The organism is Alteromonas sp. 5NW40-0090, assembly GCF_057552975.1.
The window spans coordinates 103,923-129,738 of record NZ_BAAJLT010000003.1; the positions used below are offsets into that span (position 1 = coordinate 103,923).

Annotated in this window: 20 protein-coding genes; 7 read left to right on the forward strand and 13 right to left on the reverse strand. The window is 44.5% G+C overall.

The window, feature by feature from the left end:
* Position 1 precedes the first annotated feature (1 nt).
* On the forward strand, positions 2–931 hold the full coding sequence (gene puuE / locus AC27KT_RS04520; RefSeq protein WP_487127755.1) for an allantoinase PuuE: 930 nt from the start codon (positions 2–4) through the stop codon (positions 929–931).
* 94 nt (positions 932–1,025) lie between these two features.
* A complete protein-coding gene (locus AC27KT_RS04525; RefSeq protein ID WP_487127757.1) occupies positions 1,026–1,283 on the forward strand; it encodes a DUF3862 domain-containing protein in 258 nt (85 codons plus the stop codon).
* Between the two features lie 121 nt (positions 1,284–1,404).
* On the opposite strand, the gene AC27KT_RS04530 is transcribed toward AC27KT_RS04525, so the two are convergent.
* Positions 1,405–2,736 (reverse strand): NCS2 family permease, encoded by a 1,332-nt coding sequence (locus AC27KT_RS04530; protein ID WP_487127759.1) that lies wholly within the window; start codon positions 2,734–2,736, stop codon positions 1,405–1,407.
* A gap of 324 nt (positions 2,737–3,060) precedes the next feature.
* Between AC27KT_RS04530 and AC27KT_RS04535 the strand changes: the two genes are divergently transcribed.
* Positions 3,061–4,062 carry an adenosine deaminase gene (locus tag AC27KT_RS04535; RefSeq protein ID WP_487127761.1) on the forward strand — a complete coding sequence of 334 codons (1,002 nt, stop codon included), beginning with the start codon at positions 3,061–3,063 and terminating at the stop codon, positions 4,060–4,062.
* A 56-nt stretch (positions 4,063–4,118) separates the two neighbouring features.
* Here AC27KT_RS04535 and AC27KT_RS04540 read toward each other — a convergent pair whose 3' ends face one another.
* Positions 4,119–4,481, reverse strand: a complete 363-nt coding sequence (locus AC27KT_RS04540; protein ID WP_487127763.1) for an Hpt domain-containing protein — start codon at positions 4,479–4,481, stop codon at positions 4,119–4,121.
* A gap of 187 nt (positions 4,482–4,668) precedes the next feature.
* On the opposite strand from AC27KT_RS04540, the gene AC27KT_RS04545 reads away from it, so the two are divergent.
* The 3 genes from AC27KT_RS04545 (at position 4,669) to AC27KT_RS04555 (ending at position 10,073) form a co-directional block, all read left to right on the forward strand.
* Positions 4,669–6,774 carry a two-component system response regulator gene (locus AC27KT_RS04545; RefSeq protein ID WP_487127765.1) on the forward strand — a complete coding sequence of 702 codons (2,106 nt, stop codon included), beginning with the start codon at positions 4,669–4,671 and terminating at the stop codon, positions 6,772–6,774.
* Positions 6,775–6,972: 198 nt separating this feature from the next.
* Complete coding sequence (locus tag AC27KT_RS04550; RefSeq protein WP_487127767.1) at positions 6,973–7,893, forward strand: diguanylate cyclase; 921 nt, start codon at positions 6,973–6,975, stop codon at positions 7,891–7,893.
* 176 nt (positions 7,894–8,069) lie between these two features.
* Positions 8,070–10,073 carry an ATP-binding protein gene (locus AC27KT_RS04555; RefSeq protein ID WP_487127769.1) on the forward strand — a complete coding sequence of 668 codons (2,004 nt, stop codon included), beginning with the start codon at positions 8,070–8,072 and terminating at the stop codon, positions 10,071–10,073.
* Between the two features lie 178 nt (positions 10,074–10,251).
* On the opposite strand, the gene AC27KT_RS04560 is transcribed toward AC27KT_RS04555, so the two are convergent.
* The 11 genes from AC27KT_RS04560 to AC27KT_RS04610 all read right to left on the reverse strand — a co-directional run bounded on the left by AC27KT_RS04560 (position 10,252) and on the right by AC27KT_RS04610 (position 24,760).
* Positions 10,252–11,418: a purine nucleoside permease gene (locus AC27KT_RS04560; protein ID WP_487127771.1), complete on the reverse strand. Its 1,167-nt coding sequence runs from the start codon at positions 11,416–11,418 to the stop codon at positions 10,252–10,254.
* 129 nt (positions 11,419–11,547) lie between these two features.
* Positions 11,548–13,965 (reverse strand): TonB-dependent siderophore receptor, encoded by a 2,418-nt coding sequence (locus AC27KT_RS04565; RefSeq protein WP_487127773.1) that lies wholly within the window; start codon positions 13,963–13,965, stop codon positions 11,548–11,550.
* 241 nt (positions 13,966–14,206) lie between these two features.
* Positions 14,207–15,793: a uracil-xanthine permease family protein gene (locus AC27KT_RS04570; RefSeq protein WP_487127775.1), complete on the reverse strand. Its 1,587-nt coding sequence runs from the start codon at positions 15,791–15,793 to the stop codon at positions 14,207–14,209.
* A gap of 214 nt (positions 15,794–16,007) precedes the next feature.
* Positions 16,008–16,373, reverse strand: a complete 366-nt coding sequence (locus AC27KT_RS04575) for an AraC family ligand binding domain-containing protein (protein WP_071814460.1) — start codon at positions 16,371–16,373, stop codon at positions 16,008–16,010.
* A 36-nt stretch (positions 16,374–16,409) separates the two neighbouring features.
* Positions 16,410–17,654 (reverse strand): allantoate amidohydrolase, encoded by a 1,245-nt coding sequence (locus tag AC27KT_RS04580; protein WP_487127777.1) that lies wholly within the window; start codon positions 17,652–17,654, stop codon positions 16,410–16,412.
* Positions 17,647–18,915 (reverse strand): pyridoxal-phosphate-dependent aminotransferase family protein, encoded by a 1,269-nt coding sequence (locus AC27KT_RS04585; protein ID WP_487127779.1) that lies wholly within the window; start codon positions 18,913–18,915, stop codon positions 17,647–17,649. Before AC27KT_RS04585 ends, AC27KT_RS04580 begins: the two co-directional genes overlap by 8 nt.
* Before the next feature lie 10 nt (positions 18,916–18,925).
* Positions 18,926–19,744 carry a sulfite exporter TauE/SafE family protein gene (locus AC27KT_RS04590; RefSeq protein ID WP_487127781.1) on the reverse strand — a complete coding sequence of 273 codons (819 nt, stop codon included), beginning with the start codon at positions 19,742–19,744 and terminating at the stop codon, positions 18,926–18,928.
* A 147-nt stretch (positions 19,745–19,891) separates the two neighbouring features.
* Positions 19,892–21,469, reverse strand: coding sequence for a gamma-glutamyltransferase family protein (locus AC27KT_RS04595; protein ID WP_487127783.1), 1,578 nt, complete (start codon positions 21,467–21,469; stop codon positions 19,892–19,894).
* 192 nt (positions 21,470–21,661) lie between these two features.
* Entirely contained in the window at positions 21,662–22,945 is a 1,284-nt protein-coding gene (locus AC27KT_RS04600; RefSeq protein WP_487127785.1) for an amidase, read from the reverse strand.
* 263 nt (positions 22,946–23,208) lie between these two features.
* Positions 23,209–23,772, reverse strand: a complete 564-nt coding sequence (locus AC27KT_RS04605) for a DUF924 family protein (protein WP_487127787.1) — start codon at positions 23,770–23,772, stop codon at positions 23,209–23,211.
* Positions 23,773–23,926: 154 nt separating this feature from the next.
* Positions 23,927–24,760 carry a MurR/RpiR family transcriptional regulator gene (locus AC27KT_RS04610; protein ID WP_487127789.1) on the reverse strand — a complete coding sequence of 278 codons (834 nt, stop codon included), beginning with the start codon at positions 24,758–24,760 and terminating at the stop codon, positions 23,927–23,929.
* A 426-nt stretch (positions 24,761–25,186) separates the two neighbouring features.
* Between AC27KT_RS04610 and AC27KT_RS04615 the strand changes: the two genes are divergently transcribed.
* On the forward strand, positions 25,187–25,813 hold the full coding sequence (locus tag AC27KT_RS04615) for a CPBP family intramembrane glutamic endopeptidase (protein WP_487127791.1): 627 nt from the start codon (positions 25,187–25,189) through the stop codon (positions 25,811–25,813).
* The last annotated feature ends 3 nt before the right edge of the window (positions 25,814–25,816 follow it).

Here is a 25,816-nt window from a genome sequence, read left to right on the forward strand (position 1 = left end):
CATGGTAGATTCTGTGTATCCTCGCGATCTCATTGGGTACGGTGAGCATGTGCCGCACGCTAATTGGCCAAATGAAGCAAAAATAGCTGTTCAGTTTGTCTTGAACTACGAAGAAGGCGGCGAAAACTGCGTGCTTCATGGTGACGAGGCGTCGGAAATATTTTTATCGGAAATTATAGGCGCACAAGCCTATAAAGACCGTCACCTTAGCATGGAGTCTATTTACGAATACGGCAGTCGTGCAGGTTTTTGGCGTTTACACCGCTTGCTAAATAAGTACGACATACCTGTAACTGTATTTGGCGTTACCATGGCAATGCAGCGCCATCCTGACGCTGTAAAAGCAATGATGGAGTCAGGTTGGGAAATAGCCAGTCATGCCATGCGCTGGGTGCACTATCAAGATATGAGCGAGGAAGATGAGCGTAAGCAAATAGATGAAGCGATTATTCTTCACGAACAGTTAACGGGTAGTAAACCTGCTGGCTGGTACACAGGGAGAACCAGCCCTAACACATTGAAGTTAATCGCGGAGCGCGATGATATTTTATATTGCGCCGACTCTTATGCCGACGACTTGCCATATTACGACTGTCACTACAGCAAGCCATTATTGATGGTGCCGTACACGTTGGATACCAATGATATGCGCTTTGCCACGCCTCAAGGTTTTAACAGTGGAGAACAGTTTTTTACCTACTTAAAAGATGCGTTTGATGTGTTGTATGAAGAAGGAGAAGAAGCGCCAAAAATGCTTTCTATCGGTCTTCATAATCGCATTATGGGCAGGCCTGCTCGACTCGCAGCACTTAAGCGCTTTATTGAGTATGTAAAGTCACATGACAAAGTGTGGTTGGCCACCAGAGAGCAAATTGCTCGTCATTGGTTGGAAACTCATCCTAAAGAAGGTAGTGACAAGGCGAGTATGTAGCGTTTACAGTACCTGTAAAATATTTAAAGTAAAGCTAAGGGGTAAAGTGAACCAAATGGAGAACAGCCGCCTTCGCTTAGTAAAGGACAAAACCATGAAAACAAAACTAGCTATTATTGCTCTTGGGGCACTCGCCCTCACTGCATGCTCAAAGCTAACGAAAGAAAACTATGATAAGTTAGAAATGGGAATGACCCAGAACGAAGTTGAAGCAATCATTGGTTCAGCTGATAACTGTGGCAAAACTATGGGCGCCATGGCGTGCACGTGGGGTAACGAAGACAGCAAACACGTAAAAATTGTATTTATGGGTGATAAAGCCGTTACTTTCACTTATGACGGTTTAAAATAACTGGTTAGTTCGTTGAAATAGCTGATTTAAAAAGAAAGGTGGCATTAAAAGCCACCTTTTTTGTATCTTAACCAAGGTTTTGTGCGCAAAAGTGTCTACTTTGCACCGACGCACCGATAAATTATTTTAAATCTAATAGGTATCTCAGCAAGAAAACAATAGCCAATGCATAAGTCAGCGGGGTTACTTCCTTAAATTTTCCTGTACCAACCTTAATGCCCACGTAGGTTATAAAACCAAGGGCAATACCTTCACTTATGCTAAACGTTAGGGGCATAGCGATGAGCGCAACAGAGGCTGTGGCCAAGGCGCCTAAGTCGTCGAAATCAACCTGGCGAATCGACTCCATCATTAAAATACCTACCATTAGTAATGCCGGAGTAGTAGCCATCAGCGGAATAACTTTCATCAATGGCGTAAGGAAAAGCGACAACAGGAAACATACAGAAACCACAACGGCGGTAAGCCCTGTTCGTCCTCCCGCTGATACGCCCGTAGCTGATTCCACATAGCTAGTTACTGGTGAAGTTCCTACGAATGCACCAGCAATGCTTGCTGATGCATCCGCCGTCATGGCCGGGCCAATTTTCGGTAGCTTGCCTTTTGAGTCTAGCAAGTTAGCTTTGCGAGAAACGCCGATTAACGTACCTATGGTATCGAACATGTTTACAAACATAAGTGCAAAAATAAGATCCCAGGTTTCGGCAAGATGGTCGATAGGATACCAAAAGTCCATGGCCAAAAATGTGTTCGATATAGACTCTGGCATTCCCACAACAGCAGAAGGCGTGGCAGTTAACGTTCCGTTTTCGGTAGGGATAAACGCACCGATTAAAGTAAGGGTAACGATAGAAATTAATATAGCCCCGGTAACGCGTTTAACCATAAGGACAATAGTAAAAATAATACCAACAAAGGCAAGCATCACTGCAGGCTCTGAAAGGTCGCCAAGCTGGACAAAAGTTGCGGGGTTATCGACAATTAACCCAGCATTTTTAAGACCGATAAACGCGATGAATAAGCCAATACCACATTGCACGCCTATCTTAAGAGACGGTGGTATAGATTCGGCGATTTTAGTGCGAACACCAGTAAGTGAAAGAATTAAAAAGAGAATACCGTTCCAAAAAACAATGCCAAGCGCTGCTTCCCAAGGAATTTCGCGGCCAAGGCAAATAGTGAAAGCAAAAAACGCGTTTAAGCCCATTCCCGGTGCAAGTGCGATAGGGTAGTTGGTCATTAGCGCCATCATGAGCGTGCCAATACAGGCTGCGATTGCCGTCACTGTAATTAACCCTTCAACGGGCATCCCGCTTAGCCCTAGAATACCAGGGTTCACCACGAGGATATAAGACATAGCCGCAAACGTAGTAAGGCCTGCGATGATCTCAGTTCTTACTGTAGTTCCGTGTTCCTGCAGCTTAAATAGCCGTTCAATTACGTTGTTGGACATCAAGAGTTCTCTGTTTGTGTTTCATTTAGTATTTTGTGCGTTTGAAAGCAAAAAACTGACCAGTTAGTCAACTTGTTGGTGTGTTTTGTGCTAACTTACTTTTCAGTGCAATGCTTAAAAAGCAATCATTGCGTGACTCAAGGTCACTAGCCAGGCGGCACAAAGCCAGCCAAACGGTTAATAATCAACATAGATGATGTTAAAAAAACCGCAAACAAAACCTAAATGAGCAATAGAACTCGTTTACAGATAGCATTAAAGATAAACTATTACGCACCAATTAAATGCTGTTGCATTGTTATGGTGCAAAATAAGTGAGGGGCCATGTCGCTGTCATCAATAATTAAAAACATTCCAAAGGCCGAACTGCATCTGCATATAGAAGGTAGCTTAACGCCTGAACTCATGTGGCGCCTAGCTGAAAAGCACAGTGTATCACTTCCTTATGCTAGCGTGGAAGAGATTGAAGCCGCATATAATTTCAAAGACTTACAAAGCTTTCTTGACCTCTATTACGCAGGGGCCGGGGTATTAAGAGACGAAGACGACTTCTTCATACTAATGTGGGAATACTTAACTCGGTGCGCTGAAGAAAATATCGTACATACCGAAATTATGTTTGACCCTCAAACCCATACTGAGCGGGGTATAGGTTTTGATGTGTTCATGCCTGGCTTTTTGCGCGCTATACAAAAGGCAGAAAATGAATACGGCATAAGTAGCTATTTGATCATGTCCTTTCTACGTCACTTACCCGAAAGCGAAGCATATCAAACACTGGAAGCGGCAAAACCTTATTATCCGCACATTAAAGCGGTAGGACTTGATAGTTCAGAGTTAGGGCATCCGCCTTCTAAGTTTGAGCGCGTATTCAAAAAGGCGAGGTCGCTAGGTTTCAAAATTGTTGCTCATGCGGGAGAGGAAGGGCCAGCGTCCTATATTTGGGAAGCGATTGAACTGCTTGACGTGGACCGCATTGACCATGGTGTTCGCTGCCAAGAAGACCAAGCACTTATGGCGTATTTAAAGGAAAAACAAATACCACTTACCGTATGCCCATTAAGTAATTTGAAACTATGCGTGATAGACGATATGAAAGAGCATAATATCGTGCAGCTGCTTGATGCTGGATTATTGGTGACAGTGAACTCTGACGATCCCACTTATTTCGGCGGTTTTTTGAATGAAAATTTTGAAGCGCTTCATACTGCGCTAAACATAGATGAGAGTACGATTCGCGTGCTAGCCGCAAACAGTTTTAGAGCAAGCTTCTTACCAGCGGAAAGAAAAAAGGCTTTAATCGAACAAGTCGAAATAGCTATTTAGCGACTAAAGGTATTTATATACTCGGACACAGGCAAGAGTGCCGAAGTGGCTTAATATTAAGATTGCATCTCCGTAATAGTGCGTTCTATTAAGCCGTTTAGCTCTTGCATGTCCAGCGCTATCTCAGTCAAATCGTCACGCTTGGCCTTGTTCTCAATAGATGATGCTTTTTCGCGAATAGCGTCGGCGCCCACGTCTCCTGAAACTCCTTTCATTGCGTGGCTAGTGAAACGAACGCCTTCAATATCTTGCTCAGTAACCGCTTTTTGTAATGCCTGTTGCTTCTCGGCAATTTGAGCCAAAAACATTTCTACGATACGGTTAAGTAAACCTTCGTTACCACCTAGCCGGCTTAGTGCAGCTTCCTTATTCCAAAGTGGCTTTTCAAAAGCGCTATGTTGAGTATTTAACGTATCCATTTTTATTACCAAGGAATCGAGATGATATTGAAATGTACATTAATTGTGCGTGACTTAAAGCATTACTGTCAAATGGTTACCTGTAAAATAATTCCTAAATTAGGCAAAGTAGACTAAAAGCTAATTTTTTTTAAAGTATGTCAGACGATACTACTTATTGTTCTTATTAAGTTATGTGGTATTTCTCATGGATGCTGAGACACAAAAGGCAGTCATCATTGACGATGAACCAACAACACTCTTGTTACTAGAAAGTGCAGTAGAATCTTTAGCAGATGTTGTTACGGTTTCGCAAAGCGTTAACGCATTTTCGATAGTCAAAGTGCAACAACCTGACTTAGTCATTTTAGACATCAGTATGCCCGTACTCTCAGGGTTCGAAGTGTGCAAACAGCTTAAAGCATGTCCAAATACTGCTTCAATCCCTGTAATATTCGTTACTTCTCATAGCGATTCAGACAACGAACACATTGCGCTTTCGCTTGGCGCGATAGATTTTATTTCAAAGCCTATCGATGTGGAAATGTGCCGAATGAGGGTGAGAAATCATCTCACGCTTCAATCTCAAAAAGCCTTACTGAAAAAAGTAAACCAAGAGCTTGAGGCGGAAAAAAAACAACTTGCTATTACGTTGAAATCCATAGCTGACGGTGTCATTTCGATTAACGCAGCGGGAGATATAACATTTATTAATCCCGTGGCACAAAGGCTAACTGGTTATTGTGTGGAAGATGCCATAGGTAGGCCTATTGATGAAATAATGAACTTGCGAGATGCTTCAAGTCATGAACCGCTTTTAAACCCGGCGCTTTACGCACTTGAAGTAAAGCGGCCCGTGGCGATGTCGTATAATGCGACGCTCGTTAGCCGGCATAAACAGGTTTTTAGGGTTGAAGATAGTGCGTCGCCGATTATAGACGATGAGGGAGACATTATCGGCGCTGTGATGGTCTTCCAAGATGTTTCAGAAGCCGTTGAGATGGCGGTAAAAATGACTCACCTTACCAATCATGACCAACTTACCGGTTTGCCCAATCGAGTACTGCTTCACGACCGTGTTGTACAAGCGATAGCAAGAAGCTTTACAAGCAAACAAAGCATTGCCTTACTGTTAATTGATATTGATAACTTCAAATACCTCAACGATAGCTTGGGGCATCAGGTTGGCGATTATGTTATATCGATAATTGCAAAACGACTTTCTAATACCCTCGGCCAAAATGCAACCCTTGCCCGCGTCGGCGGAGACGAGTTTGCTTGTTTGTTGTCTGATCTCGGTTCTGGATTCAGTGCAGATAGTATTGCCATGGCATGTTTGCAGGCAGCTAGGGAGCCTATTGAAATAGATAGAAAGTCCCATCAACTGAGTTTAAGCATAGGAATAAGTCTGTATCCGCAAGATGCCGTTAACGCAGAAGAAATGATGCGTCACGCTGATTCAGCAATGTATCGCGCTAAATCAAAAGGGAAGGATACATTTAGCTTTTTCTCGAACGACCTGCAGCACGCCATGCATCATCGTGTTGAAATGGAAATAAAGCTTAGGCAAGCTATTGAAAAAAACAGTTTAGCTATTTACCTTCAGCCTAAATACGATTTCAACAACAAAGAGGTTGCCGGAGCTGAAAGTTTGGTCAGAATAGTCGAAGAAAACGGCAACGTTATTGGGCCTGACGAATTTATTCCTCTTGCAGAGGAAACAGGGTTAATTCATCAGCTCGGAAGACAAGTGCTTCAAAAAAGCTGTGAGTTCATTGCACGCTGTAACAACGAACATCAAGACGTTAAAGTAGCGGTTAATGTTGCGGCAAAACAGCTTGCAAATCCTGGTTTTGCAGATGAGGTTGCAGAAATAATTCGTTTAACGGGGATTGAAGCTTCGTCATTAGAGTTAGAGGTGACAGAGTCTGCGTTGATGCACGATTTTGAACAAACCCGCGATATCCTCATGGCATTAACATCACTGGGGGTCACCATTGCACTTGATGACTTTGGCACTGGCTATTCAAGTTTATCCTATCTACGTCAATTTCCACTTCATGTACTAAAAATAGACCGCTCATTTGTTATTGATATGGATAAAGAACAGCAGGCACATGATATTGTTACTGCAATTGTGCACCTGGCCTTAAGTTTGGATTTGACTATAGTTGCTGAAGGGATCGAGACTCAGTCACATTTCAATAGCTTGAAAGCGCTTGGTTGCCACTTTGGACAAGGGTATTTTATGTGTCGCCCCGTTGCGATGAACGACTTTTTTATTCAGTTTATCAGTAATGAAGAAGTCGTCTAACGTAAAGCAGCAGCCAGCTTTGGTGCATTTCAGTCTTTCGGCTTAGGTGTTATTTATAATACCTAAAGCTCGTCAAAAGTTAACCTTTTCAATATACATCTATCCCTAAGGTGTTAGACTGTTAGATATTAAAAAATATAAAAAAATCTCTATATTACAATGAAAAACAGTTGCGCGACGTACTTGTATTAGAAAGCAATGGACAGAAAAGAAATTAAACCCTACTCACAATGTAATGTGCTTATTGTTGATGATGAACCAATGAGCCGATTGCTGCTACAGTCGATACTTGAAAGTGAGTTTCGATGCACTACCGTAGAGTCTGGAAGCGACGCCATATCGCATTGTGGCGAAGCGCTGCCCGATTTAGTCTTACTAGATATGAACATGCCGGATATCAGCGGTTTAGAAGTGTGTGCAGCATTAAAATCGGCGCCAGAAACCAAAGACATACCGGTCATTTTTGTAACCTCAACCATGGACATCAAAAGTGAAAACGCATGTTGGGAGGTGGGGGCATCAGACTTTGTTATGAAGCCGGTAAATGCCTCAACGCTTATTCATCGTGTAAAGACACACCTTCAGAACAAGCTTCGTACCGAATATCTTGAAATGATGACGTTTCATGATCAACTTACCAGCCTTTACAATCGCATGTACCTCACGAAAGAGATCCCTCTATTAATAAAGCAGGTGGCAAGAGATAAAGGTACCGTAGGTGCGATAATGATCGATATTGATTATTTTAAACTTTTTAACGACACTTACGGCCATCTTGAAGGCGATTTATGCTTGCAGAAAGTTGCTGAAATAGTATCCGATAACGTTAAGCGTCCTAAAGACGCTGTAATACGGTTTGGCGGTGAAGAGTTTCTAATTATTCTACCTTACGTCGATCATAAAGGTACAAAACTTGTGGCAAATCAGCTTGTAGATGAAGTAGCCAAGGCAAAAATACCTCATGGGAAAGGCATTGAAAATCGCGTGTCTATAAGCGCAGGGTTTGCAGCCTGGAAGGCTGCAGACGTGGTAAAAGATGACATTTCAGCATTAATTGAAGATGCAGATGTATCCTTATTTGAGGCAAAAGAGTCAGGCAGAAATCGGGCCAAAGGTTAGTTCGTGCAATACTAAAAAATTAGCCTATCTTTAGCACCCCTAAACTATCCTATTGTTTAATGTCGAAACCGTTAATACCACGCTATCATCAAAAGTGATTACGTATTATTTTCGATATTTTTGAAAGCACGGGTTAGTACTCTTCTTTTACGAGTTTGAGACTTAGGTAAAGTACAATGGTTTATTTCGACGAGCAATCGAGTTTGAATGTTAAGCTGGAAGCGCAGTTAAAGGCATCGCTATCTCAGTTAGTGCAACGTGGTTGTGACTCTTTAGGCATTTTTCAAGGCTTGCTTTTGCATCTTGACCAGGACACCGTCAACATTCTTGTAAAAGCATCATCAGCTTATCCACCCAGTTTTAAATCAATCCCTTCTTACGCAAATTGCTCACCGGTAGACAATTGTTTCCCAGTAAGCAGTGCTAAGTGTTCGACTGCATTTAAACGGTGGTTTAGTACCTATTTCAACGCGGAAAAGTACATAAGAGGCCAAGTCCACAACCTCGACGGTGGGCAGGTCTGCCTAGTATTCATCAACGCATGCCCCGAACAGCCAAATAATTTAGATAAAGTGACATTACTCGACGATTGGTTATCTGTCATTTTAGAAAAATTTCACGTTGAGAAAGCTGAAACAAAACAAAACACGCTCTACGAAAAACTGCAAAGTGTTGCAAACGTAGGGACATGGGAAGTTGACCTTATTACCAATGAGCTAACTTGGTCATCTCAAACTCGCATCATTCATGAAGTAGACGACAGTTACACGCCCTCGCTAGAAACTGCCATTAACTTCTACAAAGAAGGGTTCGATAGAGATGAAATAAGCCGCATTGTTTCTCATACCACCGAGACGGGGGAGCCTTGGAGCTCAACTCTCGAGCTTACAACCGCAAAAGGAAACTCGGTATGGATAGAAACCCATGGCATGGCAGAGATGAAGCATGGTAAGTGCGTTCGCTTGTTTGGTACCTGTCAAAATGTTAATAAATCGGTTCAACTTAGGTTAGAGTTGGATGAGCGACGTAAAGAAGCTGAAGCTGCATCCAGAGAGCGTGGAATGTTGCTTTCACGCATAAGCCACGAGTTAAAAACACCGCTGAACGGCATTACCGGAATGCTTCAGGCCATAAAATTTGAAACAAAAGATAACGTTCGAATTAGAAAAGCCGACATTGCATTACACAGTGCAGACCGCTTGTTATCACTCATTAACGATGTACTGGATTACACGTCGATTATAAACGGTGAATTCACGTTAATACATGGTGATTTCTGTGTTCGCTCTTTATGCGAAGACATTGTCGATGTGTTCAAAACAAAGTGTGCAGAAAAGGGCGTACGGTTCTATGCTGTGCTGTCTTTTGATGAAAAGACCTATGTGCATAGTGACGCGGCAAGGATAAGTCAGGTAATAACCAACTTGCTGTCGAATGCCGTAAAGTTCACCGCAAAAGGCTACATTTCAGTACAGGTTACGCTTAAACATCAAGGCGACGTTCCTATTCTGCTGGCTTCAGTCGAAGACACCGGGGTTGGCATGAGTAATGATATTCTATCGCGAGTGTTCCGGCCGTTCCAAAACGATACCGACAGTGCTAGTGAAGAACTCAATGGAAACGGATTAGGCCTTTCCATAGTGAGCCAGCTTGTTGAAAAAATGGATGGTGAACTTGAGGTGCGCTCGACGGTAGGCAAAGGAACCTGCTTTGACATTGCCATTCCAGTTGAAATGGCAACACTAAACGAAACGTCTAATGGAGAGGTAACGCTTTCTTCTGAACTTTTAAGTGTGCCGTTAAATATTTTGGTTGTTGATGACAATGACATAAACCGCCTGGTTTTAGGGTCTATGCTAGAAAAGTTCAATTACATACCTGATGAAGCTGAAAACGGCGAAGTAGCGGTACAAATGGCGAGGGCCAAAAAATACGACATTATTTTCATGGACTGTGCTATGCCGGTGCTTGATGGCGTTAGCGCAACGAAAATTATACTGCAAGAAGCGTTAATGCCTAAGCATGGGCGCATTATCGCGGTTACTGCTAACACCACCGCTGAAGATAAATTCAGTTGCAGCGAAGCGGGCATGCAAGACTTTCTGGCAAAGCCTGTTGTACAAAATGATGTAACTTCACAGCTTAAGTTAGCGCTAGATGCAAAATCTGTAGTGGCTTAGAGGGAGTTCAGTGCTTTGAAATGCATTTAAAAGCACCGAATAGCCTCCCAAAGTCAGGTGACTAAACACCCGTGTTAACGCTAACAGAACTAATAATAAGCAAGATTTTGCAGTTTGATTAATACCAACTTAGTTAATTCCAACTAAGATAGTATACTTAAATCAATCGTTCTGAATGTTAGTCAGAACCGGGAATAGTGTGTTTTGCAGACTCCCAATTTTCAACAATAGCATTAACAACACCAGCGCCAACGTTGTAAGCAGCTTCAATTGCTGCGCCCATCGCTGCATAGCCATCTCCGGAGCTTTCTAATTTCAAATTTTGTGCAGCGCCTAACGATGGAGGTTGCATAGTAAAGTTGCTCGCCGTTCTTAGTATCATCAAGCGCTCTTTGTCTACTAACCCAGCATTATCTAAATACGTTAAACTTTGAAGCGTAGCTGAGTCTTCCATGCCTGATGTGACGAAGTTTCCCTTGCCTTGCGTCCAGTAAGCTACCCAATCGTTTGCCCAGGTATTAAGTTTTTCCCCGTGCCAAAAAGTAGACGCAGATAGATGTGCTCCCATAGACACATTAGGAAGTGCTTTTGCATTAGGTGAGAGAGTATATTTTGCTCTTAGCGTATCCATTGCTTCATTGTTTAAAAGCTTGGTATCTTTTGTAAGAGAATAGGCCCATTTCGCCAATGGTAGGTTAAGCGTGTAAACCTCTCCATTTGGGCTGTTATTTACGTCAACTAACTCGGCGTTTTCATATGGTTCATGAGTAAAAAGAGGAAAGTACCCTGTTGGCCACTGTGAAGGAATTTCTCTTGCATCAATGTGATGTGCAAGGTCACCATCTACAACGTAATCAGTCCAAATAGCACTTCCGATAGTATTATCGGCAGGGTCGACACCAGCGATGCCTGCTACTAGCCAATAGGCTTTCGATAAATCAAAGCGAGGGTCAAGGCCCAGCGCCATTATTGCTGCTGAAGCACGCGCAGTGCCCATACCCGTCACTATGCCAATTATGCCCGTTTCAGTATTTGCATACACATCGTGAAAGCCGTGGGGTAGCGGGTATTTTGTTATAAGCTTTTGACGTGCCTTCCACAACTGAAATTCGCCTGGCGCGTCGCCTTCATCATCGCCAATTTCAAACATACTGACTACTACCACTTTTACTTCCATCGGCTTTTCTTCGCCATTAGCGTAAGCATGGGTAGATAAAACACTTATTACTAAGCCTATCAAAACAGCCAACACAGTGGGTTTACGAAAAGCTGAATTGCGGCTGTTTTTAGCAGTACTCAATGGAGGTTGCTGTGAAAAGAGGCGAATGAAATGGGGTAGAGACATAAAATACTCCTAAAAAAAAAGCCCAGATTTAAAAAACTGAGCTCTTTATTAAACGTAATTTGAGTGAATGATGGTAACGCGCTTCCAGTAACCATAGGAAGCGTGATGCCATTCACACGCTAAGCATACTTAGAATGAGTAAGTAACTTTAGCATTAAAGTGACGCGGTAATTCAGGTAACACAATTTGGCTACCGAATAGGTCAGGGAAGTTAGAGCGGAAATAGCGCTCATCGGTTAGGTTTTTAACGGTTAAGTTAAATGACCAGTCTTCAGCCTGATAAGATAAGCCAGCATTTACAAGCGTGTAAGACGGTAGCGTTACAGCCGCAGAGAAACCTGATGCAACTTCCTCAACATCTACCACACTTACGTTAGCAGCGTATCCATTTTGAAAATCGTAAGTCGCGGTTAGCGTGTAAATGTTTTCTGGGATACCCGCTTTACGTCCATCAGTATTGTTGAAGCCTTCGCCGATAAGGTTAAGACCAATAACGTTACCACCAAAGATCAACGAAGGATCTTCAAGGTTTACCAGGTCTTCAGCGCCTAAGAAACCAAACTGGTTTCCATTTTCAAGAGCAGTAAGGTTGATCACCTTAATATTAGTGTAACCGGCAGATACAACCAAGTTATCGTTAACTACCCAGCGAAGTTCAAACTCAGTGCCTTTGTTGTTTGTGGTGTTGTTCGTTACCGTGTTTTGCGCGTTAAAATCGGTACGTTCCTGTTCAAACGATGAAAGCGCGAAATACAATGTGTCTTCTAACAGCGAGCCCTTTATACCAAACTCGATAAGCTCAGACGTATCGAACGCACTGCCGTCGCCAAGTTGACCAACGCCAATTTCTGCACCTTGACCTGCAACAAGTGTGGCTTGCTCTGCAGCGGTTACATAAGGAATTAGGCCAAACTCGAATTCGTATGAAAGGCTCGCATTCCATGACCATCCGTCTACTGTCTCTTCAGCATAAACTGGCGTTTCATCACCTGTAGCACCTAACAGAAGGTCGGTACGTGATGTACTTTCAATATCAATGGTATCGTAACGCAGACCTAAAACTAGGTTCAAACCCCAATCCCAAGTTAAATCTGTCATTGCAGCAACACCTAGGTCTAGGTAGTTACCAACGTCATAGTTATCGAAATTTTTACCTGAGCGGGTAGATAATAAACGACGATCAAGAGCCGAAGAAGGCATGGTTAAATCGCGACGGTTGAAATATTCGTACGTGAAATCATCGCCGTGTTCGAAATCGGTATAACGAACAGAAGGTGAGAATTGAAACTGTGCAAACAAACCGTCATTTTCATACTCGGTTGCGAAAATTAGCTTGTCTTCAACAACCCAGCTGTCGTGGAATTGTGAGAAACCGTAAGCATTTTCGTTGATGTTGTCGTAAGCATCATAGAAAAACTGGTTGCGAATTTCCCAGTTGTCCGCGTAGTAGATGGTATCGAAATACAACGTAATGGCTTCGTTGCCAAGCTGATCATCAGGCGCTACCAACACTTGGTTTCCACTAAGGGTTGTTGTGCCTACATTTTGTAATTGCATCAATGCTGTTGCTTCGTCATCTGTAAACGTAGACGCTGGAACGTAGAAGAAGCTTTCACCGGCAATGTTAACTGCACCATATTCTTCGTGGCTAATTTGGCCATCGCCATCCGTATCCAGTGGCTGTGCCGTACCAGTAATATAAGTACCGTCATCTACCAATTCTTGTGTCAGTCGGTTCCAGCCTGCGACTTGGTTACCATCATAGTCGTGATACATACCACCAAATTCGAAGCGAAGATTGTCAGTAACGTCAATGTTAAATGATGCTTGCAATACCGTTTGGTCAGTTTGTGTATTGTCGTAATAGCTGTCTGAATTTTCTAGTTCACCGTAGATGTAGTAGCCCATCTCTTTGCCAGCTACGCTAGTCGGGCCGCCAACCTCTGCGGTTAAAATGCTTTTATCCCATGAACCAGTGGTGTATGACAAAGCACCCGTTGGCGCATCTAGATACTGGCCGCCAGAAGCACGGGCAGATTTAGGATTAAAGTTTAGGTAACCACCAATCTTAGAGGGACCATAAATAGGCGATGCAGGGCCACGGACGATGTCGATTCGACTTGAAGCACCAATTGGTGTCGGGTAGTTGCCAGGATTGTCCAGACGCTTAACGCCACGGAAATAGGTTTCACCAGGCGTACCACGTACGTCAAGAGAGCCCGCAACACCAAAGAAAGACTGGGTAAATGTTCCCGGTGCAAACGCTACCAATTCATCAATGTCAGATACGTTAAAACGCTCCATTTGCTCTTGAGATATAGTTGATGCAGAACGTGGCGTTTCAAGAATAGACTTACCAAAGCCAAACACAGATTCTACGTCTTGGCCTGGAAGACTGCCAAGCGAACCCGTTACTTGGATCTTCTCAACGTCTTTTTCTTTTACCTCTGTCTCTTCCTGAGCAAAAGCTTGTGACGACAGCGCAACCGCAGTGGTCATCGCAAACGCTTTTGCCAGAGGAGATAATTTGAATGTAGTGTTTTTCATGGTTTCCTCATTATTTTTGGTTGCCCTTTTTTTGGGCTTTTTAACGAATTATTTTTATGGTTCTTGTCGTTGGCAAGAGAGCTAGCAGGATAGATGCCAACTACTTGTCCAGTTGGTCAAGTTTTGACCTGCGCTTAAGTTGCTGAATTATAGGGATAAAAAAATATAATGTTGTTCTTATATTGTTATTTTTATGTAAATGCCCTATGTCTTTACAACACTTGCACCTTCAGTGTGATTTTTAACGAACTTTTGCACCATAAAGAGTAGGTGTGCTATCAGCGTGCCTTTTAATGCCTAAGATTGTGTTAAGGGGTTGAGGCAGTGATACAGCTTCTAGGTTTTTGTCATTATCGCTACGCATGTTTGGAGAATGTCTTACATTGTCAGCATTGTTATTTTTACGGCTAGTGATTGCGTCATTAGTAGAAGAAATAAGGGAGATCTCTTCAGGGCTTAGCTGTGACTTTGTCTCTGAACTCTTTGCCTTACTCGACGGTTTTTTACCCGGCAGCGTTAGTTCTAAAATCACGGCAGTAAGGCCGGCAGATGTAACGGGGGAAAGAAGAATATTTTCTAGCCACGTTGGCAATTCAGCAAGGGCTTCGGGAACCATCATTACGCCTATTGCCATTCCAAGCGCACAAGCAGTTACAAGACTGCTGCGCCTATCAAGTGCGTAGCTGGCAAGAAGCTTTAAGCCGCCCACTGCTACCATAGCAAACATAACAAGAGTCGCTCCGCCTAATACCGGCTTAGGAATAGCCTGCAGCACCCCGCCAACAATAGGAAAACAGCCGATAAGAACAAATAGCGCAGCAACAAAAAAGCCCACTTTTCGGCTAGCAATACCGGTTAACTGAATAACGCCATTGTTTTGGCCAAATGTGGTATTTGGAAACGTGTTGAACATGCCGGCAAGTAAAGAGTTGACGCCGTCACCCAAAATACCGCCCTTCACCCGCGCAAAATAAACGGGGCCGCTTACAGGTTGCTTGCAAAAAAGGCTGTTTGCCGTTAAATCTCCCGCCGTTTCTATTGCGCTAAACAAGTAAATAAGCGCAATGGGCAAAAATAAATTAATGTCAAAAGCAATGCCGAACGCAAATGGGGTAGGGATAGCCACTAATGAAAGTGAAGCGAGCCCAGAGAAATCAAGGCCTTTTGTAAAACCAACATACGTTGCACCTATAGCCATGCCAATAAAAATAGCGCTTAAGCGAAGCCAATGGTTGGTAGACGCATTTAAGAATACGATAACCAGTAATACACCAAGACCAACTGCTAAGTTCTCAGTACTGGCAAAGTCAGCGGCATGAAAGCCACCGGCAAGGTCGGTCATACCTACGTTTATCAAGCTAAGGCCTATCGCAGTGATCACTATACCCGTAGTCAAAGGCGTAATAATGCGCTTGAGTTTATTTACGACAAGGCTGAAAACCACTTCAACTAATGCCCCAGCCATGGTGAGTCCAAACAATAGGGCTAAAATATCTTCTGGCGTTCCGCCATTCGCCTTCACTTGGTTTCCCGCCAAAATCAACGCACTAATGAAAGCAAAGCTAGTTCCTTGAATGGCGACAAGGCCGCTGCCTACTGGACCTATACGTTTTGTTTGAATTGCTGTGCCAAGGCCGCTAACAAACAGCGCCATACTAATAAGGTAAGGTGTGTATTCAGTAAGGCCTAGCGTTGACGTAACAATAAGAGTAGGGGTTATAACACCAACGAAGCTCGCTAATAAATGCTGGAATGCCGCGGTAAGAGAGGGAAGAAATGCCGGGCTATCATGTAAGTCGTAAAGTAATTCGCTGTGATTTGAAGACATGAGCAATTTTTCTTGATGACAGTTGCTCGTTGGTTGCAAGATGTTGACCAATTAGTCTGCTTTGTTTTTCGCTTTTAAAGCATTGTTTTTGATGTGTTTTTTAAAATTAGCGAATGGAGGTGAAAGCAGAGAGCACTGATTGAGCCCCAATTTGGTGCCTAAACAAAAAAATGCGCTAAATTAGCGCATTTTGTAAAGGTGTGTTGAGGTCAATTTAAAAGGTAACCCCTTCATCTAGCGTCACAAAAATAGAGTGGCGAACTTCATTGTACATAGCCCGTGAACAGTGACCTTCACCCTCGGTATCTTCCAGCAACAGCACGTCGCCCGCCCCAAATACATGACGCTCACCGTTAGACACGGTAAATTCTGCGCGTCCTTTTAAAATGAAAAGTAGCTGTCGCGCGGGGGCTGGGTGCCATTTAAAATCATAATCTGCGGGTGTTTCGCGAAAGATAATTTTATCTGCACCAAATTTTTCTGACAGCATCCCAATTGGGCCGCCGTCTTTTAGCGCTATTTCAACTTCGCCAAAGTGGCTTTTGCCCGCCTCATCGTTGTAAATCCTTGTTATTTTCATTATTAACCCTTAATTAAAACTTTACTGATAAGAACATTACGCGTGCTTAAGCGCACTGATCGTTCTATAAAGCACCGACAAACTGGCTGCCACATCATCACCGGTTATAGACTCTGCAGGGTGATGGCTGATACCGCCCTTACAGCGAGTGAAGAGCATGGCCACAGGGCTAATATCTGCAATAGCCATGGCATCGTGTCCTGCACCAGATGCAAGAATTCGAGGAGCAATACCGCTTTCCTCAACGCCACGAACTAGCGCGTCTTTTAACTGGCTATCGCAATGCACTGCAGGCGCACTGTGCGTTTGCTCACGAGTGAGGGCTACTTGTCTAGATTGCGCAATGTCGTCAAATTTTTGCAATATTTCTGCCAATACGGAATCGCGTAAATCGTCATCTTCGCTTCGAATATCTAAGGAAAATCGTGTGCGCCCAGAAATGACGTTTACGCCGTTGGGTGCGTTCTCAATTTTCCCTACGGTAGCTACCACTCCCGGGCGCTGTAAGCTAATTCTCTCTACAGCAAGTAGCATTTCTGCACTAGCGCAAAGGGCGTCGCGGCGCATAGACATAGGCACAGTACCGGCGTGGCCCGCCATACCTTCAACCGTAAAGTTAAAGCGTTTCGCGCCTGCAATGGCACTTACTACCCCTACAGGCAGGTTTTCTTGCTCTAAAACAGGGCCTTGTTCAATATGAAGCTCTATGTAGCCTAAAATGTCAGTGCGAGAAATAGTTGCACTGTTTACTGCATCGAAATTAAGCCCAAAGTTTGCCATGGCTTGCTCTAGGCTAACGCCATCTTCATCTTTTAAGTGGCGCCATTGCTCTTGCCACTTGCCCGTTAAGGCGCGGCTTCCTAAAAGCGTAGTGCCGAAACGCGTGCCTTCCTCGTCACAAAAACCGACAATGTCGATGTGAAAAGGGAACTTAGTTTGTGTACCATCGAACATGGCCACCAGAGAAATAGCCGCGACCACGCCAAGCATTCCGTCGTACTTTCCGCCATTAGGTACCGTATCGAGGTGGCTGCCTAAAATTAGTCGCGGCGCGTTGGGTACGCTCGATGTGTAGCGACCCCAGATATTACCAACGGCGTCTTGCCACGTAGTCATACCCGCTTCAATCATCCAGCCAGACGTCAGTTGATTGGCAAGTTTGTGTTGCTCAGTCAAATACCGCCTGTCTAGACAAGAAGCGTCCTGGCTTAAGGTACCTAATGTTTCGCACCTTGCCATAACTTGCGTTGCCAATTCAGCAAATGCTGCGAATTCACTCATTCGCAGCTCCTGCCGCTTTGGCCTTGGCGTAAACGCTAAGCGCAGCATCTACCCCTTTACCCGCAGGTAGCGCAAGGCCTTGCATGCGAAGTACGGTTTCAAGCGATTGAAGTGTGTGAAGTACAGCGTCTTCTCTGGCGTTGTAGCCCATAGTGCCAATGCGCCAAATCTTACCTTTTAATGGCCCAAAGCTGGTGCCGATTTCGATATTAAAGCGCAGCAGTAGCGTTTCGCGAACTTCTTCGCCGTGCACACCGTCAGGAATATGAACACCTACCACGTTGTACATTTTGTGTTTCAGGTCACCGAATGGTTCTAGCCCCATAGCCTGAATACCCGCTAGCATGGCGTCGCCAGCCACTTTATGACGTGCGATAACGTTTTGCTGGCCTTCTTCTAAATGTAGGCGCGCGCATTCACGAGCACAATAAAGCATGCTGGCCGCTTCTGTGTGGTGGTTTAACCGCTCTTCGCCCCAATAATCCATGATCATCGGTAAGTCGAAATAGTTTGAGCGAATTTTAGGGCCGCGGGCGGCCTCGTGATGTGCATCGCGAATACCGGCTTCAACGTGATGGCGAGTTCGCACGGTTTTAACAAATTTGTCGCTCAGGGTAATAGGTGCGCTACCCGAAGGGCCACCTAAACACTTTTGCAGGCCAACTGATACCGCATCTAACTTCCATGCGTCTACGTCTAACGGGTTTCCGCCTATTGACGCGGTAGCGTCACAGTAAAATAAAACATCGTGCGCTTCACAAATAGCACCAATATGCTCAAGCGGTTGAAGCATGGTGGTAGACGTATCGCCTTGCACAATGGCAAGCAGCTTAGGTTTTACTTCTTTTACCGCGGCTTCAATTTGTTCAGGGGTAAAGACTTCGCCCCAAGGAACTTCTATGGTGTGTACTTCAGCGTCGGCGCGCTCTGCGATTTCAGCAAGCAAGTGACCAAAACGCCCAAATATAGGTACGAGCACTTTGTCGCCCGGTTCTATAGCTGATACCAAAACGGCTTCAATGCCAGCTCGTGATGTGCCATCAACCAGAAAAGTTTGCTGGTTCTTGGTATTAAAAACATCACGGTACAGCTGCATTACCTCATTCATATAGCCAGTCATCACCGGGTCGTACTGGCCCACTAACTGGGTAGACATAGCACTTAATACACGTGGGTAGCAGTTAATTGGGCCCGGGCCCATTAGCAAGCGAGGTGGTGGAGAAAGTGGTGCGAAAGTACTTGTAGTCGCTTCTTTAGACATTTGGGCGCTCCTAGATAAGCACTTGCGCTAACATGCGCAAGCCAGTGATGATAAGAACAACAGCGAAGATTTTCTTGAGTAAACCTGCGTCTAGCTTGTTGGCAATGGTTGCTCCGACCGGTGCAAACAACACGGTGAGCGGAACAATGCAGGCAAAACCTAGTAAATTCACGTAGCCGTAAGTTGCAAAGGGGGCATCGGCAGGTGTAGTACCTACAAATAGCAAAGTAAGTGCAGCTGGAAGCGAAATAATTAGGCCAACCGCAGCAGCAGTGCCTACCGCTTTGTGTGCTGGGTAGTTACAAAATGTAAGGGTAGGTACAGTTAGCGTGCCGCCGCCAATGCCCACCATAGAGCTAAACAGCCCTATACAGGTTGCCATAACCGATTGACCCGCACGGCTAGGAAGCCCTTTAAACAGCGCATCTTTTTTGCCAATAAGCATGTTAACCGCTGACAAGGTTGCGATAACACCAAATAGTAAAGTCAGGAAGGTTGGATTAACTACGGTTACCGCATAGCTACCTGCAAGCACGCCAATTAAAATGAACACGGCCCAGGCTTTAAGCAGCGCAAAATCTACATTTCCTTTACTATGGTGAGCGCGAATGGAGCTCACAGACGTAGGGACAATAGTTGCCAATGACGTGGCCGTGGCGATAACCATGGCGCTTTCAGGCGATACGCCAAGGGCTTGAAACAAGAAAAACAGTACCGGCACTATAACAATGCCGCCACCTACGCCAAGCATACCTGCTAGTATGCCAGCGAATACGCCCGTTCCTGCGAGCGATAATATAACCGTTAGGTTATCCATTAAGAACTGCATGTGATTTCTTTCTCTTTAACAATTGTTGTTTATTTGATTTTGTAAGCGTTTAACTAAAATACGTCTTTGCAGACCCATTCCAATAAACGCAGCTTAGGTAACGCACCTTATTTGTGCGTTTACAAAGTCACCTTTTGCGGTAAAAAACTAGCGGTGGCCTAAATAGGCTTTACCATCACTTCTAGGATCGCTTGCGCCGCTCACGGTGCCTTCTGTGGTGCGAATAATCGCCCCAGCGTGACCCATAAGTTCGTTGCAAGGGTCTACCGTAACCATATCGTGGCCCCTTGCCAGTAAGCTCTCGCCCACATATTCAACGAGGTCTCGCTCTGCTTTTAAATTGTGACTTTGATCGCCCCAGGTTCTACCAAGTAACCAGCGGCCAAGAGAAATCGCTTTGTCGATAGGCTGTCCGTGGTAAATATGTCGAGCGAAAAGCGCAGCCTGAGTCTGGGGCTGACCTTCACCGCCCATGGTTCCGTAGCTCATGCGGCGACCATCGATAAGTTCTGCAAACGCTGGGTTTAATGTGTGGAATGGTTTCAACCCCGGCGCTAAATATTGATTACTTTTCGGGTCTAGCGAGAACGAGGTACCTCGGTTGTTCCAAACAATACCCGTTTGCGGGCTTACTATTCCCGAACCAAATTCCCAATAAAGCGATTGTATGTAGCTGACCATGCGCCCTTCTGAATCGCAGCAGCCCATCCAAATGGTATCGCCGTGCTTGGCTTCATGAGGCCATGGCAGAGCTTTGTCTAACGAAATGTTTTTCACCATTTCGTCAAGCACGTTATCGCTTAGCAGGCTTTGTAAACTCACCGGCGTGCGAGAAGGGTCGGTCACGTTTGCGTTACGGGCAATAAAGGCTTGTTTCGTACACTCAATAAGTAAGTGCACCATGTCGGCATCGGTGTTGCCTAAATGCTGAACTCTGTCATACAGCGCCAAAATAATCAGCGACGCGACACCTTGGGTAGGGGCCGGCAGGTTATAGAGCTTGCCCTTGCTGGTAGAAACTGACAATGGCTCTACAATTGTTGCTTTATAGTTGTTGAAATCTTCAAGGCGAATGGGGGAGCCTGCTGCTTCTAAATCTTCAGAAAGTTTTGCTGCTAACTCACCGTGATAAAAATCATCCAGCCCTTTTTCTGCTAAGTGTTTTAAAGTTTCTGAAAGCTTTGTAAGCTTTAATATTTTGCCTTTTTTAAGGGCCTTACCTTTAATCAAAAACTGGGCAAAATTTTCATCCAAGCTTAATTCATCAAAGGTTTTATTGCTGGCATCCACTAAGCTTTGAGTAACTTCAATTCCCCAATTGGCTTGGCTTATCGCCGTATCGAACAATGTGCTCAACGGCATACCATTTTGCCATTCATGGCTTATTTCAAGGGCAGCTTTCCAGCCAGCAACGGCGCCGGCCATAGTTAACGCAGACTTGCCACCTCGGCTAGGGATGGCATCGCATCCTTCGTAAAAAGATGGCGTTGCACCTTTTGCCGCTACGCCAGATGCATCAATACCAATGGGCTTTTTGCCCGGCTCACTAATTAGCCAAAACCCATCGCCACCCATACCGTTCATGTGCGGGTATTCAACAGCAATAGAGGCAGCTGCCGCCACCATAGCTTCAATCGCAGTACCGCCTTTTTCTAGTATGTTTAAACCCACTTGCGATGCAGCAAAGTGAGGGGCAGTGAACGCGATGTTTGGTTTTTCACTCATATTTATTTCCTTCTAAATCTCAGCAACCACGCCGTCAGCTTGAGCCTTAGCTAGTCAAGAGCTAGGTAAATTGACGCAAGCTAAGGTCTTACTTCCGCTTTCTACTTTCAACTTGAATGCGATAATGCGCTTTATGCCCTATTTAAGTGCGATTTAACTGTGACTCAAATAAGGCCAGCACACTGTGCACGTTTAGCGAGTGGTTAGCTTTTTTGCCAACGCGAGAAGTGCAAGATCGTTGCCTTTTTTGCCCACAAGCGATAATCCGCACGGGGCGTTGTGTAGGGTAAACAACGGCAAATGAAGCTGGGGTAAACCCGCAAGCCCTGCTATGGCAGTAAGTGCAAGCAGAGCGTTTCTATCATTTGCCAGAGTCGTTTCATCAGCATCGCAACGAGGTGCAACACCGGGTGTTGTGGGAATAACCAATACATCTATTTTTTCAAATAGCGCATTTAAATGATTTATTACCACGGTTTGTTGCGCTTTAGCGTGTTGTATATCTTGGGTTGTTATGGTTTTACACCAATCCAAGCGCAACATAATGTCGTCAGCGATATCGGGTTGAGTATCTTCAATCCATTCGCCATGTTGCTGCCAAATTTCACCGCCTTGTAAGGTGCGAAATGTAGCGGCGGTTTCTAACGTATTTAAATTTATCTGTGCTTCTGACAATTCAACGCAGTCGATGTGTTCGGCAAGCGCCGCAAGCCAGGTTTTGCATAGCGAATTGTGAGCTGTTTGTTCGAACAAATGTGCTGCTATACCAAATTTTGGTGCTTCTGATATTGTGCTTTGCGTAGCGCTATCTATGCAAACGCTAGCAACTTTAGTTAGCGTATCTAGATCACGGGTCATCCAACCTACGGTATCAAACGAAGGCGCAAGCGCTACCATATTGTCACACGTGACTGCCCCATGGGTGGTGCGAAGTCCCCATAACCCTTGGTAGCTAGACGGTACCCGTATAGACCCGCCCGTATCGGTGCCTAGGCCAATGTCGGCAAGGTGGGCGCTAACCGCCACCGCAGAGCCCGACGAAGAGCCACCCGGAAGATGGGCCGGTGCCACTGGGTTTACCAGCGCTCCGTAATGCTTATTTTGTCCATGTAAGCTATAGGCCAGTTCATCGGTAATGGTTTTACCTTTGAACGCGGCACCTGCACCCAGTATTTGTGCTACGCAACTATTTGTACTTTCTGGTATCGGGTGGGTTGCTAACCAATCAGGATTACCCGCCGCGGTTGGCAAACCTTGAATATGAAACAAATCTTTTACCGCGAGGCTTAACCCGCTAAGCGGCTTTGCGGCATTACGCGCATCCGTTGAACCCTCGATTTCCTCTTGGCTTGCCATGCTATTTGACGAAGACGCCTTGCCTTCACCGATACAAATGGCATCAAAGTTTACTTTAATATTTTCAATTGCCTGTGTGAACCTTGCATCACAGGGCTTTAGTACAAAAGGAGAGCTCACAGCGCGTTACTTATTAGTTATTGATTCTTTATTCGTCTTCACTTCATGAAACAACTGTTTCATTAAAAAGTCAAGAGAAGCGATTGTTACTTTGTAGTGATAAAAAATAACCGTGCAATGACGTCAAGCAATATTTAAAGGAGCAAATTGCCAAGTTTGCTAGATGGTGAACCAAAGAGTGTACGCTTGAACGAAAAGGGCGGCAGCAGTTGGCGTCAAGGCTGAATGATAAAAACAGATTCAACAGTGAAGACAAGGCAGTGTTAAAAACCTTGAGGTGTCTTCTTTAGGAAAGCAACTTCGGCAGAGGTAGACTCGCGCCCAAGGATTGTATTTCGGTGTGGATAACGTCCAAACCTTTCAATAACCTGTTGATGGCGTTTTTCAAACGTAAATTCCCGTTCTAATCCTTCTTGTGAGAACAGCTCCATTGCCACATCGTGAATAGCTAGTGATTCACTATGCATAAATGGCATGTAAAGAAAGGCTAGTTGTTGCGGTGTTAGCACTTTGTCGGCCTCTACGCTTACCGCTTCTTGGGCAAGCACTAGCGCGATACTGTCAGCACTGAATGCGTCAGGATGGTTGCGATAGATGTTTCGTGAAAATTGATCGAGAACGATAATTTCGGCTAGTCTGCCTGATGCAGTAGCACGCCAAGGCCAGAGTTCTCCACGCGTCGCTGCTTTGTGTAACGAAGAAAATCGCGATGTAATTGTTTTATCTAGTGCAGCATCTTCCGTAAACCATTGTTCAGGCGATAATTCGCCAAACCAAAAGTCTAATACACCGTTAGCCTCTTCCATAACCACTTGCGTTTTTTCCATATCTACTCCAACAACACGCTCAAAGCAGTAAAATTAAAGTCATCTAGACTTATACCTGACTTTGAGTAAAAAAGTTCCGTTTTCGCTTGCAAAATAGCAATCATCTGCTATCAGTTACTCATAGTATTGCTTAAAAAGTGTGCTATGGGAAGGGCTAACGTTTTGGGCTTTCTAGTTCATCCATCTGAATGTAGACATCAGTAATGGCCTCAACACGGTCGGCAGCCTTGCTACCCAATACTTCATAGGTCAGGTTACACAGTGATGCTACTAGACTCATAGGCGCAGCATAGCTATCAAAAGGCGAGTCGCTGCCGATGTGCGTTACAACTAAGTGGTCGACATCGTTACGGTAACCTTGGCCCGTAGGGTCGGTAATAAGTACGGTTTTACAGTGCTTGATACTATTTAAAACAAACTTGAATTGGCGGGTTCTACGGCGAAAGCCAAAAAGTACCACCAGGTCATTTTCGGTTAAGTCGATAATATCTTCGCTGAGCGTTTGACCTGGCTGGGGGAGTACGCGAACCGATGCTCTAATCTGTTTAAGCTGCTGCCTAAAATGAAGGGCTATGGGATAAGCGTTGCGAAACCCAATCAAAGTAACTTGACCCGCCGAGGCAAGCAATTTAGCTATATCACTTAATGCTTCAGACGATGTGCCATCGAATGTGTTGGCCAGGTTTTTACTATCACTTTCGTGTTGTAAAACGCCGCTTGACGGGCTTATTACAGGTACGCCTTGCTCACGTAACTGCACAAGAGCTTCTTTGGCTTGTTGGTGAGAATCAAAGCCAAGCTGACGAAAGAACCGACTTACGGTCGCTTTTGACGTCCCTGTTTTTTCAGCAATGAATGATGTGGATTGACTTAACACGGCAATGGGGTTTTGCTGTATGTAATGCGCGATGGATTTGCCCGAAGGAGATAACGAGGCATAGTGTTTTTCGATTTGTTGTAAAACGTCGCTAGGGCTACTTTTTGTCATTGGTATCGCCTTATACATCTTGCGCAATTATTTCACGACTTTTGTGCGATATACAAACACAACGTGAAATCTTCCGTCTCCCTCCTTCAAATACGGACAAAGTGAAAGGTAAAGCCACGTTGCATTAAGCGTATCTATTTCTTAAATCTGCGCACAGTAAGCACTATTGAGTGCCTTCGAAAATAAAAAGTTTAAATCTTATAATAGCTTACGCAAATAGCGTGTTTTATAGGGCTAAAGTATCACCTAATTAATAATTCAAACCCTGCAAATTGGCACTACACTTTCATACAGACTAACCGTAAAAGTTCATAAAAGTGTCATCGGTTGGTAATTATGTTGTTGGCCTTACTTGGGTCTCGAAAGCGTAAATCTTTTTGCAGGTCATAAAGCAGGGGCGACGTAACTTAGAGAAAGAGGTGAGTTGTGGCAAAGCTTTGGTCTGAATTGATCTTGCTATTTGTAGCAGTTCCTTTTGCTGTTCTCTACTGGATTAAGCATTTTGCAGATTATCTCATGCCCATCTTAGGGGTGATGGGGCTTTGCTGTTTAGCTGTCTTGTTAGCAGATAAACAATTTAAACGGTTTAAATTGTGGCATTGGGAAGACTATCGAATACATTTTAAAAGTACGCTTAAGTTATTTTTGCCATGGGCAAGTTTACTGGCGCTGGTGGTTTACTTTTTAAAACCCGAACTGTTTCTTCACTGGCCTATGAATCAGCCGTGGATGTGGGTGGCGACCTTGCTGATTTACCCCATTGTTTCGGTGATCCCCCAAGAGATTATTTTTCGCACCTATTTCTTTCATCGCTACAAGCAAATCTTGCCTTCTAAATACGCGAGATGGGCGTTAAGCACTTTTTTATTCGGTCTAGCACACTTGGTGTACGGTAATTGGGTAGCAGTTGTGGTCTCTTGGATTGGCGGGGCCATTTTTGGTTACCGGTATATGCAAACCAACTCTACGCCGGTTGTAGTTGTCGAACATGCCCTATGGGGAAGCTTTTTGTTTACCATTGGGTTGGGATCTTATTTGGTTATTGCGTCGTAGATA

Coding starts and splice junctions, on each gene's coding strand:
- AC27KT_RS04555 (WP_487127769.1), top strand. CDS start 8,070: ATGGTTTATTTCGACGAGCAATCGAGTTTGAATGTTAAGCTGGAAGCG.
- AC27KT_RS04585 (WP_487127779.1), bottom strand. CDS start 18,915: ATGTCTAAAGAAGCGACTACAAGTACTTTCGCACCACTTTCTCCACCA.
- AC27KT_RS04595 (WP_487127783.1), bottom strand. CDS start 21,469: ATGAGTGAAAAACCAAACATCGCGTTCACTGCCCCTCACTTTGCTGCA.
- AC27KT_RS04545 (WP_487127765.1), top strand. CDS start 4,669: ATGGATGCTGAGACACAAAAGGCAGTCATCATTGACGATGAACCAACA.
- AC27KT_RS04550 (WP_487127767.1), top strand. CDS start 6,973: ATGGACAGAAAAGAAATTAAACCCTACTCACAATGTAATGTGCTTATT.
- AC27KT_RS04610 (WP_487127789.1), bottom strand. CDS start 24,760: ATGACAAAAAGTAGCCCTAGCGACGTTTTACAACAAATCGAAAAACAC.
- AC27KT_RS04535 (WP_487127761.1), top strand. CDS start 3,061: ATGTCGCTGTCATCAATAATTAAAAACATTCCAAAGGCCGAACTGCAT.
- AC27KT_RS04565 (WP_487127773.1), bottom strand. CDS start 13,965: ATGAAAAACACTACATTCAAATTATCTCCTCTGGCAAAAGCGTTTGCG.
- puuE (WP_487127755.1), top strand. CDS start 2: ATGGTAGATTCTGTGTATCCTCGCGATCTCATTGGGTACGGTGAGCAT.
- AC27KT_RS04580 (WP_487127777.1), bottom strand. CDS start 17,654: ATGAGTGAATTCGCAGCATTTGCTGAATTGGCAACGCAAGTTATGGCA.
- AC27KT_RS04530 (WP_487127759.1), bottom strand. CDS start 2,736: ATGTCCAACAACGTAATTGAACGGCTATTTAAGCTGCAGGAACACGGA.
- AC27KT_RS04540 (WP_487127763.1), bottom strand. CDS start 4,481: ATGGATACGTTAAATACTCAACATAGCGCTTTTGAAAAGCCACTTTGG.
- AC27KT_RS04590 (WP_487127781.1), bottom strand. CDS start 19,744: ATGCAGTTCTTAATGGATAACCTAACGGTTATATTATCGCTCGCAGGA.
- AC27KT_RS04575 (WP_071814460.1), bottom strand. CDS start 16,373: ATGAAAATAACAAGGATTTACAACGATGAGGCGGGCAAAAGCCACTTT.
- AC27KT_RS04605 (WP_487127787.1), bottom strand. CDS start 23,772: ATGGAAAAAACGCAAGTGGTTATGGAAGAGGCTAACGGTGTATTAGAC.
- AC27KT_RS04560 (WP_487127771.1), bottom strand. CDS start 11,418: ATGTCTCTACCCCATTTCATTCGCCTCTTTTCACAGCAACCTCCATTG.
- AC27KT_RS04525 (WP_487127757.1), top strand. CDS start 1,026: ATGAAAACAAAACTAGCTATTATTGCTCTTGGGGCACTCGCCCTCACT.
- AC27KT_RS04570 (WP_487127775.1), bottom strand. CDS start 15,793: ATGTCTTCAAATCACAGCGAATTACTTTACGACTTACATGATAGCCCG.